The sequence below is a fragment of the Acinetobacter sp. CFCC 10889 genome, assembly GCF_003268395.1.
In the GTDB taxonomy this organism is placed as follows: Bacteria; Pseudomonadota; Gammaproteobacteria; order Pseudomonadales; family Moraxellaceae; genus Acinetobacter.
On the sequence record NZ_LQXQ01000034.1, the window covers coordinates 1 to 16,658 of the forward strand.

Below are 16,658 nucleotides of genomic sequence, written 5' to 3' on the forward strand. Positions count from 1 at the left end.
TCAACAAGGGCTATCATCAGGCACTTGATCAGCAACGAGTAAAAGTGGAGCTACTTGAGCAGCAAAACCATAAAGCACAAGGCGCAATTGCGATGCTGAAATGGGGGCTTGGTGTGGTGTTAACTGTTGCGTTGTCAGGTGGCACATGGACCATCAATTCAATTAATCAACTTAAACAAGATATGGCAATTATGCAAAGCCATCGAGAGGACAATAAATGAAACTAATCAATGAAAACCCATGGCAATATTTGTCAGTGAAGCTCCCAATGTTGGGAGCTTTTTTTATGCTTGTATTAATTCCACTCCTACAATGGGCATTAGATTTTCAGCTCATTCCAAAAGAACACGAAGCCATAGTTGTTGGAATTGTAATTCCAGTACTCGGCTTGATTGGCAAGAAAATCTATCAACCTGAGCTACATGCACCACAGTTAAATGGCATCAACAGTCTTTTAGCCACATCACAAACAACCAATGATTTAGCATGGATGATTGAAGCGAAAAAGCATATTGGTTTACGTGAAATCGTAGGTAAGCAACATAACAAAACTATTCTAGGATGGATTAAAGGCTTGGGTGGCTGGTTCACTGATGATGAAACGCCTTGGTGCGGTACTTTTGTGGCTCATTGCTTAAAAGTCGCAGGTGTGAAATATCCGAAACACTGGTATCGAGCACTCGACTATGTGAACTACGGATCTAAACTTGTAAAGCCTGCCTATGGATGTGTCGCAATTAAAACCCGTAAAGGCGGTGGTCATGTTTGTTTTGTGGTTGGTCGTGATCAAAAAACAGGAAAATTAGTCTGTATTGGTGGCAACCAAGGCAATGCTGTTTCTTATGCTTTATATAACTATTTTGATTTTCAAGAATTTCGTTGGTATGGGAAAACAAGTCGTCCTGCGGAGTTTCGCTATAAGTTGCCAGTGTTGAGTGGTGTGAGCGCTACAAAGGTGAGTGAAGCTTAAAAAAATAAAAGCCCTAGCCAGGGGCTTTCACTAGCAGAATTATTTCCAACTTTTTATAACTACTTTGAGTGAAAAATAGTCAGGAATAATTTTGGAATAAAAATTATTGAAAATGCAAAGTTGTAATGACAATTTCGACAAAACAATTATAAAACTTGCGTACCATGTATATAAAATCAATTTCTCATGAAGATTTCACTTCAAATCTTTCCAGCTATTTAATGAGTTTTTTTTATTTATTGGTAGACTTATTAGTATTCATATACAATTACGCCAATTTCAATTTATTCTCATTTTCACAAATTTGGTCACTTTGTATTTTGTGTACAGATTTGTGTACATATTTAAGATTTAGTATATGTTTAAAGACCAATTAGCTAGAGAGGTAGAGGCTCGTAGAACCTTTGCTATCATTTCGCACCCCGATGCGGGTAAAACCACCATGACAGAAAAATTATTGTTATGGGGACAAGCGATTCAGGTTGCGGGAATGGTAAAAAGTCGCAAAGCCGATCGTGCAGCAACATCGGACTGGATGGAAATGGAAAAAGAACGTGGGATTTCGATCACTACGTCGGTGATGCAATTTCCATTTAAAGACAAAATGATCAACTTGCTTGATACCCCAGGGCATGAAGATTTCTCAGAAGACACTTACCGTACATTAACTGCTGTAGATTCAGCATTAATGGTGATCGATGGTGCAAAAGGTGTCGAAGACCGTACCATTAAACTGATGGAAGTGTGTCGTATGCGTGACACTCCCATCATTTCATTCGTCAACAAAATGGACCGCGAAATTCGTGAGCCATTAGAACTGCTTGATGAAATTGAAAATGTATTAAAAATTAAATGTGTACCGCTGACTTGGCCTTTAGGTACAGGTCGTGACTTTGCGGGTGTATACAATTTAATCGAAGACAAATTCTACGTATACAAAGCAGGTTTTGGTTCAGTCATTACCGATATCGAAGTGCGTGATGGCTATAATCATGCAGACTTACGTGACAAAGTTGGTGAATTGGCATGGGCTGCATTTGAAGAATCTTTAGAGTTGGTACAAATGGCGAATGAGCCTTTGGATCGTGAAGAATTCTTGGCAGGTCGCCAAACCCCTGTATTGTTTGGTACAGCACTCGGTAATTTTGGTGTGGATCACGTTTTGGATGCCTTCAGTAACTATGCACCACCCCCTAAAGCACATCCAACTGAAGTACGCACTGTAGAAGCGACAGAAGAAGGTTTCACAGGTTTTGTCTTTAAGATTCAAGCGAATATGGACCCGAAACATCGTGACCGTATTGCATTTATGCGAATCTGTTCAGGTCGTTATGAAAAAGGCTTGAAAATGAAGCATGTACGTATCGATAAAGATGTGCGTATCAGTGATGCTTTGACTTTCCTTGCAGGTGACCGTCAGCATTTGGAAGAAGCTTGGCCAGGTGACATCATTGGTTTGCATAACCATGGTACGATCCAAATCGGGGATACGTTCACTTCAGGTGAAAAATTACAATTCACGGGTATTCCGCACTTCGCCCCTGAGATGTTCCGCCGTGTACGCTTAAAAGATCCTTTGAAATCTAAACAGTTACAAAAAGGTTTGAAAGAGCTTTCAGAAGAAGGTGCAACACAAGTCTTTATGCCACAAAACAGCAATGATTTGATTGTTGGTGCAGTCGGTGTGCTTCAGTTTGAAGTGGTGGCTTATCGCTTGAAAGAAGAATACAAAGTGGATTGTATTTATGAGCCTGTCAGCATCAATACTGTGCGTTGGGTGTCATGTAGTGATGAGAAGAAATTCAACGAATTTAAGAAAAAAGCCCATGATCAATTGTCTGTCGATGGCGGTGGTCATTTGACTTATCTTGCGCCAAGCCGTGTCAATTTACAGTTGATGCAAGAGCGTTATCCTGATATTGAATTCCGTGCAACACGTGAACATTAATCATAGATTGTGATATATCATTCGATTTGATCAAAACAGCTTCCTTGTGAAGCTGTTTTATTTCGCTCAAAATAGGGCAACAGAAAAGACAAAATGAGAGGATGTAATGTACATTCATAAACGTTTCATGCTGATGCTTTGCATGGGTATTTTTTTGTCAGCATGTGATTCCAATAAAAAATCATCACCACAAGAAAAAGCTGAAGATGTAACAGCGCAAGAAAAAGTTGTGGAAAAAGCTGAAGTTTTACCTTATTTAAATATTCAAGAAAGCAAAGCAGAATATGCTGTGCCGTTTTGTGAAAAGAAAAATTGTATTGAAATCGATATTCAAACTTTAAAAACTCAAGATCAGTGGTTGAATAAATGGATTGCCAATCATCAAGCCAATGTGATCCAAGATCAGATTGGGCTAAAACAAAACATGACGTTGCAGCAAGCGGTGAATGCATATGTGAAAAAGTCTGATGCATGGCAAGATGAATTTTCCAAAAATAAAGCCTATGAATTGCATCTCACTACACGTATGGCATCACAGCGCAATCAGTATGTTTTATTACAACTGTCTGTAAATACTCAACAAGCAGAAGTTGCTGTGAAAGAACGGCAATACTTTTTTGTAGCAGATCGCAAAACACAGAAAAGTTTGAGTATTTTGGATGTGATTCAACCAAAACAGCAAAATAAACTCAATGCTTGGGTGCAAGAAAAATATCAAGCGTGGCTAAAAGAACAAGACAGTTTGGTACAAAAAGCCGCACCGAAAAAATTGTATTGGGGACAGTCAGACTGGTTCTTTGATGGTGAGGGTGTGGGTTTGCACTATCGAGCAGGTGAAATCGTCGAAGATGCTAAACAGTTCGATCTATATTTCTCTAAACAGCAAACTCAAGAAATATTACAAGCCACAGTTTTTCAACAGATGTTTTAACTTTGGATACAAATAAAGATTGAGTGACGTATAGAGGAAGCATAAGCTAGAGCTATGCCTTTTTTATTCAAATTTGTTTAAGGTTTTATCAGATGTTAGATCAGAAGCGTACATTGGCAGTGTCCATTTTAATGGCAACTTTTGCATTATCCGCGTGTCAGCCGAAAGCAGATCAAAAAGAGCAAAAGCCACCTGTGGAACAGGGCAGTAGTTCAGAAGTTGTTGATACGACATTGACCTTGCAAGGTGAAGCAGAAAAAGTTGTCGTGGAACTGCCTGAATGTAGTGGTAATAGTTGTCCAGAATTTTCAGTTGAGCGTCTACATACTAACCAATTTGTGGTGGATAGCATCATTGATCAAGCGATTTTAAAAAATTTAGATCAAATCTTGGATGTGGGTAATCAAAGCAAAAGTATTCAAGATGAAAAGAAAAAGACTGAACAGCAACAAAAACAAGATGAGCAGCAAGCCAGTAGTAGTGTAATCGCTGCCAATGCAGCAAAAACCACTGCACAAGCGATGGCAGATCAACTCAAACCTTATGTCACGACTTTTACCGCATTACAGCAAGAACTCACTAGTTTAGGTGCGAGCAGTAAAATCAGTGTCAGTGTTAGCCCGAAAATTTTAAACTCATCAGAGCCATTGGCAACTGTTGTGTTGAATACCAGTAGTTATTTGGGTGGAGCACACGGTTCTGCATCACAGGTTTACTATAATTTTGATTTAAAACATCAAAAACAAGTCGGTTTGGACGATATTGTTGAGCCAAATAAAAAGCAAGCTTTAGAAAAATTGGCGTATGAAGCATTTAAAGTCTGGGTAATGGACAATAAGTTGACCGATAATTTGCAAGATTATGAACAAGTTTGGAAATTTAAACTGTCAAATAATTTTTATCTTGGTAAGCAAGGTTTAATTTTACAATATGCTGAATATGAAATTGGTCCTTATGTGGTGGGTTTACCACGTTTGGAAATTCCGTATGATGCGCTTAAAACGGTGTTGAAACAGCCATATTTACCTGCGGAAATGCAGGTGGATCAACCTGCATCAGCAGTGGTTAAAAACTAGAGATTTAACAATGAATCGATTTTAAATAGGCATTTAACACTCAGGTAAATATATGTCTAAACTGGCTTTGTTTGATACGCACACACATTTTGATGTAGAAGATTTCGATGCTGATCGAGAGACTTTAGCGTATCAAGCCAAAGCTGTGGGTATAGAGCGTTTGATTTTAATTGGTTTTCAGCAGCAACGTTTTGCAACATTAGTTCAAACACAGCATTTTCTGAATCAATTACATCATGCACCTCAAAGCTACTTAGCACCGGGTTTGCATCCTTTTTATATTGAACAACATGAACAGCAGCATTTAGCCGACCTCGAAAATATTTTAAAAAATGAAGACTGCGTGGCGATTGGTGAAATTGGTTTAGATACTTTTTTAAAACAGCACAAACAGCCTGAAATATTGCAAAAGCAAAAAGATTTTTTTGCAGCTCAATTAGACTTAGCACAACAATTTGATCAACCTGTTTTATTGCATATCCGTAAGTCTCATGCAGATGTTTTGGCGATGCTTAAACAGCATAAGTTTAAGCTGGGTGGAATTGCTCATGCATTTAGTGGTGGTGTAGAAGAAGCCAAAGCATTTATTCAATTGGGTTTTAAAATTGGTGTGACAGGTCAAATCACCAATCCGAATGCTAAAAAGCTGATCAATGTGGTTCAAGCTGTGGGGGCAGCACATTTAGTTTTAGAAACAGATTGTCCTGATATGACACCTTTATGTTGTCAGACTTCACATGAACAGCGCACACGTAACACACCTGCTAATCTACCTTTTGTGTTAGAAGCATTGGCTAGGCAGCTTAATATGACATCTGAAAAACTTGCGCCAATACTTTGGCAGAACTCTTTACAGGCACTACATTTACAGTCTTAAAAAAAGTGAAATTGCTATAAATTTAACCAATCAATAACACGTATAAAATTGAATTGCCTTACATTAGAAAGATAGCGACTTTTGCTGCTCAATAAAAATATGTCTTGCCAAAGGAGTATCACCAATGGGTAAATATAGCCAGAAAAATAGTTTTCAAGCATCCAAAGATTTACAGGTCGGTTCTACGCAGTACAAAATTTTTAGTTTAAATGCAGCCCAAGCACGGCTTGATGACTTTTCACAACTCCCTAAATCTTTGAAAGTGCTATTAGAAAATCTTCTTAGATTTGAAGATGATATTACAGTCAAAGCTGAACATATTCTAGCCTTAGTGGATTGGCAGAAGACCCAAAAGTCTGATCAAGAAATCCAATATCGCCCTGCACGGGTTTTGATGCAAGATTTTACTGGTGTGCCTGCGGTGGTGGATTTGGCAGCCATGCGAGCTGCTGTAGCGAAAGCGGGTGCTGATCCTGAAAAAATCAACCCATTATCACCTGTCGATTTGGTCATTGATCATTCTGTGATGGTGGATCATTTTGCAACTGCACAAGCCTTTGAGGAAAATGTCGATATTGAAATGCAGCGTAATGGCGAGCGTTATCAATTTTTGCGTTGGGGACAGTCAGCATTTGATAATTTTAGTGTTGTTCCACCAGGAACGGGGATTTGTCATCAGGTTAATTTAGAATATTTGGCGCAAGCTGTCTGGACAGGCGAAAGTGATGGTGACACTTTTGCATTTCCAGATACGCTAGTAGGAACAGATTCACATACAACCATGATCAATGGCTTAGGTGTTTTGGGCTGGGGCGTTGGTGGTATTGAAGCAGAAGCTGCAATGTTGGGACAGCCGATTTCAATGCTGATTCCTGAAGTGATTGGTTTTAAATTAACAGGAAAATTAAAAGAGGGCATCACCGCTACAGATTTGGTACTGACCATTACGCAAATGTTGCGTCAAAAAGGTGTGGTGGGGAAATTTGTAGAATTTTATGGTGATGGTTTGGCAGATTTACCTTTGGCAGATCGTGCCACCATTGCCAATATGGCACCTGAGTATGGGGCAACTTGTGGCTTTTTCCCTGTCGATGATATTACTTTAGATTATCTTAGACTGACAGGACGTAAAGCAGAGCGCATTGCTTTAGTCGAAGCCTATTGTAAAGAGCAAGGTTTATGGCGTAATACAGGTGATGAACCAATTTTCACTGATGTCTTGAGTTTGGATATGGGCACAGTACAAGCCAGTGTTGCAGGTCCAAAACGTCCACAGGATCGAGTCGTTTTAGCGGATATCCCACAAGTCTTTGATGCGTTGATGGCACTTGATCTCAAACCTGCTCAAGAAGATAAAGAACGTCTGATAAATGAAGGTGGTGCAGGTGCAGCAGTCGATGCGAAACAATCGGCTTTACAAAATGATGAGCCGCATTGTGTGATTGATGGTAAACGTTACCCATTGGTGGATGGTGATGTGGTGATTTCTGCAATTACTTCATGTACCAATACTTCAAATCCAAGTGTGATGCTTGCAGCAGGACTTTTGGCAAAAAAAGCGGTTGAAAAAGGCTTGCATCGTAAACCATGGGTGAAAAGTTCTCTTGCACCAGGTTCAAAAGTAGTCACAGATTATTTGGCTGCAGCAGGACTGACACCATACTTAGATCAATTGGGTTATAACTTGGTCGGCTACGGTTGTACCACATGTATTGGAAATTCAGGACCATTACCCAAACCGATTGAAGATGCGATCCAATGTTATGATTTAAATGTCGCTTCCGTTCTTTCAGGTAACCGTAATTTTGAGGGGCGTGTGCATCCTTTGGTGAAAACCAATTGGTTAGCTTCACCGCCTTTGGTGATTGCTTTTGGGCTAATGGGTACGATTCGCAAAGATATTACCCAAGAACCTTTAGGTGTGGATCTACAGGGGAATAGTGTTTATCTCAAAGACATTTGGCCAAGCCAAACAGAAATTGATGCTGTATTACAAAAACTCAATACCGAAATGTATCACAAAGAATATGCAGCGGTATTTGATGGTGATGAGAAGTGGCAAGCGATTCAGATCCCTAATAGTCAAACCTATGAATGGGATGCACAATCGACTTATATTCGTCATCCTCCATTTTTTGAGGGTATTGATCAGCCTGCAAAAGCGATTGAAAATATTCTGCATGCCAATATTTTAGCGGTGTTAGGTGACTCGGTGACGACGGATCATATTTCACCTGCGGGAAATATTAAAGCAGATAGTCCTGCGGGCAGATATTTACAAGCGCAAGGTGTAGCACAAAAAGACTTTAACTCTTATGGTTCACGCCGTGGTAATCATGAAGTGATGATGCGAGGAACATTTGCTAATATTCGTATTAAAAATGAAATGTTAGGCGGTGAAGAAGGCGGCAATACGCTATATATTCCAACAGGTGAAAAGTTAGCAATTTATGATGCTGCGATGAAATATCAAGCCACACAAACGCCATTGGTGATCGTGGCAGGGAAAGAATACGGTACAGGTTCATCACGGGATTGGGCAGCCAAAGGAACCAATTTACTTGGGGTAAAAGCTGTTATTGCGGAAAGTTTTGAACGTATTCATCGTTCAAATTTGGTTGGAATGGGAGTGCTGCCTTTACAGTTTATGAATAACCAAAATCGTCAAAGTCTAAACCTAACAGGACATGAGCAATTGTCGATTATGGGGCTATCGGATGAATTACAACCGCATCAAAGTTTAGATGTGCAGTTAAAACGTGCAGATGGTTCGATTGAGCAGTTTAAAGTGTTATGTCGTATTGATACTTTGAATGAAGTGGAATATTTTAAAGCAGGTGGTATTTTACATTATGTATTACGTAATTTGATCGCTGCCTAAGAATTCAGTTCTCCAAGCCCTACCTAGAATGTAGGGCTTTTTTTTATGCTTAAGTGGATTGACTTATATAAATCGAAAAGTAAGAGAGTAAGCAAAATCAGTATAACTATTTTCAAATATCAGCACTAAGCATGTGGTCATGATCTTATCAATGAGTTTGTTCTGTGAAAATTTTCGATTTGATGTGTGAGTTTGTTAAAATAGCCGTGATTTTTCAATATTTAGATCTATGCCATGACCGATGTACTTCAAGATGATGAATATGAGCGCCGTTTTGCAGGTGTTGCAAAAATTTATGGTGATGAAGAATTTCAACATTATGAAAAAAGTCATGTCATGATCATCGGTATTGGTGGGGTCGGTTCATGGGCGGTTGAAGCTTTGGCTCGTACAGGTGTAGGCGAGTTGACTTTGGTGGATATGGACTCGATTGCAGCATCGAATATCAATCGTCAGTTGCCCGCCATGACTTCAACCTTGGGGCAAGAAAAAATTGAAGTGATGGCAGAGCGTTGCCGTTCAATTAACCCAAGAATTAAAATCAATTTAGTCGATGATTATCTCAGTGCTGACAATATCAAAGAGGTTTTGGCAGAAAAACCTGATCTGATTTTAGATTGCATTGATGATGTTAAAGCCAAACTTGCGCTTATGTTACATTGCCGTTTTAATAAAATTCCTTTGATCGTATCGGGTGGTGCAGGTGGAAAACTTGATCCACTGAAAATCCGTGTCGCGGATTTGTCGAAGACAGAACAAGACCCAATGCTTGCTAAACTGCGGACTCAGCTTCGTGGAATGGGGATCTGTAAAAAGCCAAAAGATAAATTTGGCATTACCTGTGTCTATTCGATTGATAATCCATTTTCCAGTGCAGATGTGTGTGCAAGCGCAGGTTTACGTTGCGGTGGCTACGGTTCAGCAGTGGTGGTGACATCCAGTTTTGCGATGGTGGCAGTGGCGGAAGTGTTGAAAAAGCTGGATAAAATGAGTTTAACCAAAGGAAAATGAGCTAAAAATATGCGCGCATTTAATAAAAAATATGATTTTGCATTTCAATTGCATATACAAATTCGAGATTCAAAGCCTGCCATTTGGCGGCGTGTTTTAGTGCCAGCAGATTATAATTTTGGGCAATTACATCAAGTAATCCAAGCGGCATTTTCTTGGCAAGGTCATCATTTGCATCTTTTTACTTTGCCTATTTTAACTGATCATGGAATTGATCAAATTCAGTTTGAAACTTTTCATGAAGGGTATGAACCACTAGGAGTTGATTCTGTAAATGAAACAGAACATCAACTCAAAGATCATTTAACCGTTAGTACAGCGTTGGATTATCACTATGATTTTGGTGATGATTGGATTCACGATATTGTGGTTGAGGGCTATTTGATTCAACTTAAGAAGCAGAAATATCCAGCATGTATTGATGGAGAAAATCATCATGCATTTGAGGATATTGGTGGAATTTGGGGCTATCAACATGTGGTTGAGATTTTAGCTGACCCTGAACATGAGAAGCATAAAAAACTAAAAGCATGGCTCAAAGCAAGTTATGGCGCAGCAAAAGTCAATAAATTTGATCCTACTGCATTTGAGGCTAAAAAGATAAAATTTAACATCCAATAAATGATTTTCCCTCTGATGCTCAATTTTATTCATTGTCTTATTTAGTTTGAAAATGAGATACTTATGCGATAAAAAATTAGCATTTGGAGGGGAAATGCGTTCATTATTATTAGCATTATTTATCGTTTTTGCTGTGGGGTGTAACTACTTTATATCGACTGAGCAAATCGCCAAAGACGTTAAAGAACAAATCCAACAAGAATTTGATACTCAGTCACAATTTAAAGATTATCATTTTAAAATTAATAATTTAACAGTAATCAAACAACAAGGTAATCAATATAAAGGTTTGGCTGAAGTACTTTATGAAGGGCAAGTGCATCGCATCGCTGTGAATATTTTAATGGATGGTGAAAAATACATTTGGGAAATTCCTGCGGAAAATTTTAATTTTGTGCGTAACATCGAACTTGAGAAATACCAAAAAGAATTAGACGATCGGCTGAATAGTATACAGCTTGAGGCTGAAGATCATCTTTCTTATTCAAGAGAAACAGAGGGTGCTGATGCAAAAGCCGATGGCGCTGATGCAACTTATTATAGTGAAGAAGATGTGCAATCTGCCGCAGAAGAAGCAGTAGAAGCTGCGGCAATGGCTGAGGAAGAAACTGTATACGAGTCGCAATAATTCAAGTAAAGATAAGACTGATTTTTTATTTCATTAGGTCAGTCTTATTTTTATCAACATTTAAAGTGAATATTGAGACTTGATTTAGCAATAAAAAACCTAAAAAACTGCCATTGTGTCAGTACAATGAATCTACTAGAGTGACTTTAGTTTAATCATACATATGCTATCGTGAACGATGAATACAACAATTAAAAATACCCAACGTTATAATTTTTTATCTGCTTTTTTTGCTTTTCTACTTTGGGGCTCATGGTCATTTTATATCAATATGAGTCAAGGTAGCTTAAAAGCAGGGATTATTTCAGGGCTTGCACAAGGGATTTGTAGTTTTATTATTACTTTGGTGATTACCCATTTGATCGAAAAACAATTTAATTTTTATCAAGCGCAAGGGTTGAAATTATTACTTCCACCGATTTGTACAGTTCTTTTCACAGGCAGTATATTGGTTTTAGTACATCATTTGATTCAGACACCGAATATTTTAAAAACAGTTGCACCTGCATTAACTGTTGCTTTCATTTTTGCATTTGTCACCAATTTAAAACTTTATAAGCAATATCAAAATGTTGAATTGTGAGGGAAATACACGATGTCACAGGAAAATAACTCACCTGAAAACCGCCGTCCACTGAAAGTACGTGGGGTAGGGTTGGTGAATCAATTTGCCAAATGGTTAAGCCAAAAGTCAATTACGCCTAATCACATTTCATTGCTCAGTATTGTTTTTGCAGCGTTTGCCGCAGCATGTTTATTTGCTGTGCCATATTATGTTGGAATGACACAACTCGCATTGTATCTTTTAGCGGCATTGTTTATTCAAGGTCGATTATTATGCAATTTATTTGATGGCTTGGTGGCGATTGAAGGTGGCAAATCAACGGCTTCAGGTGAGCTATTTAATGATATTCCAGATCGTATTTCTGATCCTTTGATTATCATTGCGGCAGGCTATTCGATCGTTTGTGTAGGCTATGGTGATATTTTAGGATGGTGTGGTGCATTGTTGGCAGTGTTGACGGCTTATGTACGGACATTAGCGGTATCGATTGGTGCACCTGCAAATTTTACAGGTCCAATGGCAAAACAACATCGTATGGCATTATTAACAGTAGCTTGTGTTCTTAGTGCAGTTGAACAGTGGATTTGGCAACATGATTTTGTGATGCTAGCTGCGTTGGTGCTATTAAATCTAGGTGCAGCAATCACAACATGGCGTAGAACTGCTTTGGCATATCGCTTTTTAGAAAATAAATAATGCAAACATTGCTGTAAATATTCATATAAATAAGCTCCCATTTCGGGAGCTTATTACTTTAGTTTTGTTTTTCTAAAATATATTCTTCAGTACGCTTCATAGCTTCTTTGATATTCACAATGGCATTTTCAAGATCAGCAAAAGTTTTGGCATTGCCTCCACTTAAAGCCTGACGCCATTTTCGTGCACCAGGAAGATTTTGGAATAAACCTAGAATATGACGAGTAATGATCGACAATGGTGCTCCTTCCTCCATACGCTTAGCAATGTATGGCAACATTTGATCGATAATGTCAAAACGATCAGGTATGTCCAAATTCCACAATTGACCCAACTCAGCCAATAGATATGGATTGTGATAAGCCTCACGTCCAATCATCACACCATCAACATGCTTTAAATGCTCCTGCGTTTCCGCAAAGGTTTTAATGCCACCATTGATTTCAATCAATAAATTTGGACGTTCTTGTTTTAAACGATAGACATCTTCATAACGCAGTGGTGGAACATCACGGTTTTCTTTGGGTGATAAACCTTGTAGCAGTGCAATGCGGGCATGTACGATAAAGTTATCACAACCTGTTTTTGCCACTGTATCGACAAAGTGCAGCATTTCTTCATAAGACTGCATGTCATCAATACCGATTCGATGTTTGACTGTGACAGGAATATCGACAGCATTACGCATTTCAGCAATACATTCCGCTACCAAATCAGGTTCTGCCATTAAACATGCGCCGATTTTATTATTCTGTACACGGTCACTTGGGCAGCCAACATTGAGATTAACCTCATTATAACCCCAGTCTTGTGCCATTTTTGTACAAGTCGCAAGGTCTTTGGCATTTGAACCACCCAACTGTAAAACGATGGGATGTTCTTCATGGTTATAGTCTAAATGACGATTTGCGCCACCGTAGATGATTGCACCTGTAGTCACCATTTCGGTATAAAGAATCACGTTTGGATTAAAGAGACGTGCAAAAAAACGATAATCACGGGTTGTCCAATCCATCATAGGTGCAACGGATATACGTGGAAGCCTTAATATATCAGTGTTTTGTTTTAAATCAGTCATTTAAGCACCTATGAGCATTCGTATCATTTACGATAAATTTGTATCTTTTCCTATCTTTTTGCAACTCTTGCAACTATATTTGCAACCATTCCCCGTTCATTTGAAAAATAGTTGCAAGCATGGGCTATATCACAGAGTTAAAATCCAAAACTAAAGGTACCAGATACAAGGCTGTGATCAATATTCGCAAGCCAAGTGAGGGTATCGAGTACTTTGATACCGAAACATTTAGTACCAGAGCTTTGGCAAAAGCATGGCTAAAAAGAGAAGAGGACAGATTAGAAAAGAATCCTCACTTGTTGTCAACAGACAAAAATGCTGTGGCATCTGCAGCCATGTCTTTGGCATCCGCCATTACCAGGTATAAAACTGAAATATCGGATTATGGTAGGACCAAGGCATTCACATTAGAGATGCTGAAAAAGTTCGATATTTCTCAAAAGTCCTTGGCAGATCTGAAACGCACTGACTATGCAAATCATGCGCTTCGTCGTCGAGAGGGCTATAAAAATGAAAATTATGACTTAGATCCTGTCGAGCCGAGTACCATACTTTTTGAATTTCAGTGCATGAAATCGGTGTTAGATCATGCTGAATTACTTTGGGGTGTAGAGATTGACTTCAATGAGTATGAAAAGGCAGTCAAAGGGCTAAGAAAGTCTCGTGTGATTTCTGAGTCTGAAGAGCGTAATCGCTTGCCAACGACAAAAGAGTTGCAGGACCTAACAACGTATGCGTACATGGATTTTCATTTAAAGAATTATTCTAATACGCCACTTTATTTGATTATGTGGTTAGATATTTATACAGGTCGTCGGCTTGGTGAATTGCCACGGCTTGAAATTCAGCACTATGATCGTGAGCATAAAAAATGGTATTTGGAAGGCGTTAAGCATCCAACAAAAAAGAACAATGATAAATGGTTTGTGGTCTCAGATGAAGCTGCAGAAATTATTGATGAGTTATTGAAGCCTGAAATGCGTAAAAAAATGCTGTTGCGTGGCGGTGATGATCGGTACCTGATCCCGATTCATGAGGAAAATATTGCACGTCATTGGCAGAAAATTAAGAAACAAGCAGGCATTGATGATTTACGTTTTCATGACCTTCGGCATGAGGCTGCAACACGATTGGCAGAGCAGGGCTTAACGGTACCGCAGATCCAGCAGTATACTTTGCACGATGACTGGAATAGTCTGAAACGATATGTCAATTTAGATATTATTCGAAAGAATCTGCTCACTTATAAGCAAGCGATTGAAGTAGTTAAGATGACGGTAGTAGCCAAATTTATTAGATAAATTGACAAAAGTATACTTGATGTAAAAAATACTTTAATCACGGTTAAATATTATGCTATAACTGTTCAAACAATAAATATGGAGTCAAAATATGATTTATAATGTAAAACTGAAATAATAAAAATATTTCAAGTATTTTTTGTACTATAATGTATAATCATCGACCAAATTTAACTTTGTTGAGTTTTTTTGTAAAGAGACATTGAATTTTTACAAAAAACTGCCATATATAATATGAGGCTTAGCTTTGGACGATGCTATTAAAGATATTTATTTACGTGTTCTAAACATTGCAAATAAATTTTTGAAAGAAAGTAAAATTGTTTCATTAAATATTGAGTATTTAAGCAAAATTGATCCTAGTGCTGAAGAGGTTGCTAAGATCATGCATCAATTAGCTAATATTCTTGAAGATCTCGAATGTGAAGATCAAAATATTACTTTAAATGTTAAGCAGTGTATCTGGGTTATAGAAGGCATTGCTAACGCTATAGTGGCAGGTGAGTCAACAGAGGAAATGGAAAGCTTATACTCTAAGCTTGAAAAACATGTAAATGTACCTGTTCCGCTATAGAATTGAACTTGACTGAGGAATGATGATGAAAAACTTTAAAGAAATCCGTCGTGAGTATTTAATTAACAAAGCTAATGAATTATTAGATCGCGCAGATTTGTTAGTTGATCGAATTATTGCTAATGCACATACTGCTGAACAAGCTAGAGAACAGAAGGCTAAGAAAGCTGCTTAATCTTTTGTACAGAGTATTAAAAAAAAGCCTCTAATTTAGAGGCTTTTTTCATTTAATAGTTGAGAAAGCAGTGCCTCTCCAGTACAGCAATCGATTTGCCCTTTTTCATAAAAACGTCATGGTTTAAATTAGTGTGCATATTGTTCACCATTCATAGCTTTGTGATCGTGCTGAGCCAATGCCGTTTGCTGATCGATATACATAGCAAGATCTGCAAGATTGACCATCCAAGATGCTTTTTGCTTTTCGCCAAGCCGTGCAACAGGGAAAGGTAATTCCTGTTTCACAGCTTTACGTTTAGCAATTTCAAGTGACATGTGGCCCAAGTAATCTTCAACTACAAGTTCAAGCGGAACCACTGGAGACATATAGCGCAACACAAGCATCGTGTACGTGTTGATACGTGGGGCAAAATTATTTTTCACTTCAGTTCCCCTAATTCTTTCAAGATACGCTCAGCTTTTTTGACATCAACAGTTGCGGGTACTACATGCTGACCAGACATGTGAAAAGTAATGACAGGTACGCCATTGTTATTGCGGATCACCACGTTGTTCACATTGCTGATATTGATAATGTGCTTAGTGTGGTTTAAATCGGTAAATTGGAGCATTAACTTTCCTCCACACATTGATTTTTCAAGCTTTCAGCTTGATTTTTTAAATCAGTTGCATGCTGAAAAAGTGCAGCTAAAACAACGACAAATGGTGCAATAATAAAAATAAATACAGCAGCAATATGTAAATAATTCATGTCACATACTCCATTGCTTCTAAAGCCACATTTAAATGTTTTTCTTCATCAGATACCCAGCTTAAATACTCTTCATCGATTTCTTTAAGCGTGCATTCGCAGCATTTTAATGGGTGATGTTCACAGCCTTCAGGTTCAGCAATCAGACAATGGCAGCATTGCTCGTCTGTGAAATTTGGGCTCTGGGTGGCACATGGGTGATTGGTTTTTTTCATGCGTATTCCTCAACTAATTGAGTGCGAGTCGCATGATTGATCTCGATAAGCCAGTTGGCGCGTTCTGTTGAATCAATGAATTCAAAATCGTAAGAAGCATTCACAAATGCAATTGCTTGTGTGATTGCAGTTGAAAAGTCATGTTGATTTGTAGCTTCAGAAATTGCTTTAAGTGCAGATTCAATTTGAGCAACAGATTTTAATTTATAAAACGCCAAATCTTTAGGTTGTGGTTGAGCAAAGTCAGAAGAAAGAAGACGACCAACAATAATTTGATCGAACTTATCTTGATTTGGGTTAGTTTTTTTAAACATTTTAGACACCATTGAACTAAGTAAAGTTAGCTTGTGTTATTAAA

General features: G+C 38.3%; 21 protein-coding genes. 15 read left to right on the forward strand and 6 right to left on the reverse strand.

Annotated features, from left to right (window positions below; translation table 11 throughout):
* The 12 genes from AVJ19_RS13235 to AVJ19_RS13290 form a co-directional block, all read left to right on the forward strand.
* Window positions 1-221: hypothetical protein (locus tag AVJ19_RS13235; protein WP_162626606.1), on the forward strand; the 221-nt coding region annotated here is incomplete at its 5' end.
* A complete protein-coding gene (locus AVJ19_RS13240) occupies window positions 218-970 on the forward strand; it encodes a TIGR02594 family protein (RefSeq protein WP_111860155.1) in 753 nt (250 codons plus the stop codon). The genes AVJ19_RS13235 and AVJ19_RS13240, both read left to right, overlap by 4 nt.
* A gap of 358 nt (window positions 971-1,328) precedes the next feature.
* Window positions 1,329-2,918, forward strand: a complete 1,590-nt coding sequence (locus AVJ19_RS13245; protein ID WP_111860156.1) for a peptide chain release factor 3 — start codon at window positions 1,329-1,331, stop codon at window positions 2,916-2,918.
* A gap of 106 nt (window positions 2,919-3,024) precedes the next feature.
* Window positions 3,025-3,849 (forward strand): hypothetical protein, encoded by an 825-nt coding sequence (locus AVJ19_RS13250; RefSeq protein WP_111860157.1) that lies wholly within the window; start codon window positions 3,025-3,027, stop codon window positions 3,847-3,849.
* Between the two features lie 92 nt (window positions 3,850-3,941).
* Entirely contained in the window at window positions 3,942-4,925 is a 984-nt protein-coding gene (locus AVJ19_RS13255) for an RsiV family protein (protein ID WP_111860158.1), read from the forward strand.
* A 52-nt stretch (window positions 4,926-4,977) separates the two neighbouring features.
* Window positions 4,978-5,802 carry a TatD family hydrolase gene (locus tag AVJ19_RS13260; protein WP_111860159.1) on the forward strand — a complete coding sequence of 275 codons (825 nt, stop codon included), beginning with the start codon at window positions 4,978-4,980 and terminating at the stop codon, window positions 5,800-5,802.
* A 124-nt stretch (window positions 5,803-5,926) separates the two neighbouring features.
* Window positions 5,927-8,683 (forward strand): aconitate hydratase AcnA, encoded by a 2,757-nt coding sequence (acnA, locus tag AVJ19_RS13265; RefSeq protein WP_111860160.1) that lies wholly within the window; start codon window positions 5,927-5,929, stop codon window positions 8,681-8,683.
* A gap of 234 nt (window positions 8,684-8,917) precedes the next feature.
* Entirely contained in the window at window positions 8,918-9,694 is a 777-nt protein-coding gene (locus tag AVJ19_RS13270) for a ThiF family adenylyltransferase (RefSeq protein WP_111860161.1), read from the forward strand.
* A gap of 9 nt (window positions 9,695-9,703) precedes the next feature.
* Window positions 9,704-10,315, forward strand: coding sequence for a plasmid pRiA4b ORF-3 family protein (locus AVJ19_RS13275; RefSeq protein WP_111860162.1), 612 nt, complete (start codon window positions 9,704-9,706; stop codon window positions 10,313-10,315).
* A gap of 94 nt (window positions 10,316-10,409) precedes the next feature.
* On the forward strand, window positions 10,410-10,943 hold the full coding sequence (locus tag AVJ19_RS13280) for a hypothetical protein (RefSeq protein ID WP_111860163.1): 534 nt from the start codon (window positions 10,410-10,412) through the stop codon (window positions 10,941-10,943).
* Between the two features lie 178 nt (window positions 10,944-11,121).
* On the forward strand, window positions 11,122-11,526 hold the full coding sequence (locus tag AVJ19_RS13285; protein ID WP_111860164.1) for a hypothetical protein: 405 nt from the start codon (window positions 11,122-11,124) through the stop codon (window positions 11,524-11,526).
* Window positions 11,527-11,538: 12 nt separating this feature from the next.
* A complete protein-coding gene (locus AVJ19_RS13290) occupies window positions 11,539-12,204 on the forward strand; it encodes a CDP-alcohol phosphatidyltransferase family protein (protein WP_111860165.1) in 666 nt (221 codons plus the stop codon).
* A gap of 58 nt (window positions 12,205-12,262) precedes the next feature.
* On the opposite strand, the gene dusA is transcribed toward AVJ19_RS13290, so the two are convergent.
* Window positions 12,263-13,282, reverse strand: coding sequence for a tRNA dihydrouridine(20/20a) synthase DusA (gene dusA / locus AVJ19_RS13295; protein WP_111860166.1), 1,020 nt, complete (start codon window positions 13,280-13,282; stop codon window positions 12,263-12,265).
* Between the two features lie 119 nt (window positions 13,283-13,401).
* Here dusA and AVJ19_RS13300 point away from each other — a divergent pair, with 119 nt between their 5' ends.
* The 3 genes from AVJ19_RS13300 (at window position 13,402) to AVJ19_RS22050 (ending at window position 15,332) form a co-directional block, all read left to right on the forward strand.
* A complete protein-coding gene (locus AVJ19_RS13300; RefSeq protein ID WP_111860167.1) occupies window positions 13,402-14,583 on the forward strand; it encodes a site-specific integrase in 1,182 nt (393 codons plus the stop codon).
* Window positions 14,584-14,830: 247 nt separating this feature from the next.
* Window positions 14,831-15,157, forward strand: coding sequence for a hypothetical protein (locus AVJ19_RS13305; RefSeq protein ID WP_111860168.1), 327 nt, complete (start codon window positions 14,831-14,833; stop codon window positions 15,155-15,157).
* A gap of 25 nt (window positions 15,158-15,182) precedes the next feature.
* Window positions 15,183-15,332, forward strand: a complete 150-nt coding sequence (locus AVJ19_RS22050) for a hypothetical protein (protein WP_162626607.1) — start codon at window positions 15,183-15,185, stop codon at window positions 15,330-15,332.
* Window positions 15,333-15,460: 128 nt separating this feature from the next.
* Here the strand turns inward: AVJ19_RS22050 and AVJ19_RS13310 are convergent, their stop codons facing one another.
* Genes AVJ19_RS13310 through AVJ19_RS13325 form a run of 5 tightly spaced genes read right to left on the reverse strand, consistent with a single transcriptional unit; the run spans window position 15,461 to window position 16,614 of the window.
* Entirely contained in the window at window positions 15,461-15,718 is a 258-nt protein-coding gene (locus AVJ19_RS13310) for a pyocin activator PrtN family protein (protein ID WP_111860202.1), read from the reverse strand.
* Between the two features lie 35 nt (window positions 15,719-15,753).
* Entirely contained in the window at window positions 15,754-15,945 is a 192-nt protein-coding gene (locus tag AVJ19_RS13315) for a hypothetical protein (protein WP_111860169.1), read from the reverse strand.
* Window positions 15,945-16,085, reverse strand: a complete 141-nt coding sequence (locus AVJ19_RS22055; protein ID WP_162626608.1) for a hypothetical protein — start codon at window positions 16,083-16,085, stop codon at window positions 15,945-15,947. The genes AVJ19_RS13315 and AVJ19_RS22055 overlap by 1 nt, the downstream gene beginning before the upstream one ends.
* A complete protein-coding gene (locus AVJ19_RS13320) occupies window positions 16,082-16,300 on the reverse strand; it encodes a hypothetical protein (protein WP_111860170.1) in 219 nt (72 codons plus the stop codon). The genes AVJ19_RS22055 and AVJ19_RS13320 overlap by 4 nt, the downstream gene beginning before the upstream one ends.
* On the reverse strand, window positions 16,297-16,614 hold the full coding sequence (locus AVJ19_RS13325) for a hypothetical protein (protein ID WP_111860171.1): 318 nt from the start codon (window positions 16,612-16,614) through the stop codon (window positions 16,297-16,299). The genes AVJ19_RS13320 and AVJ19_RS13325 overlap by 4 nt, the downstream gene beginning before the upstream one ends.
* Window positions 16,615-16,658: the final 44 nt, after the last annotated feature.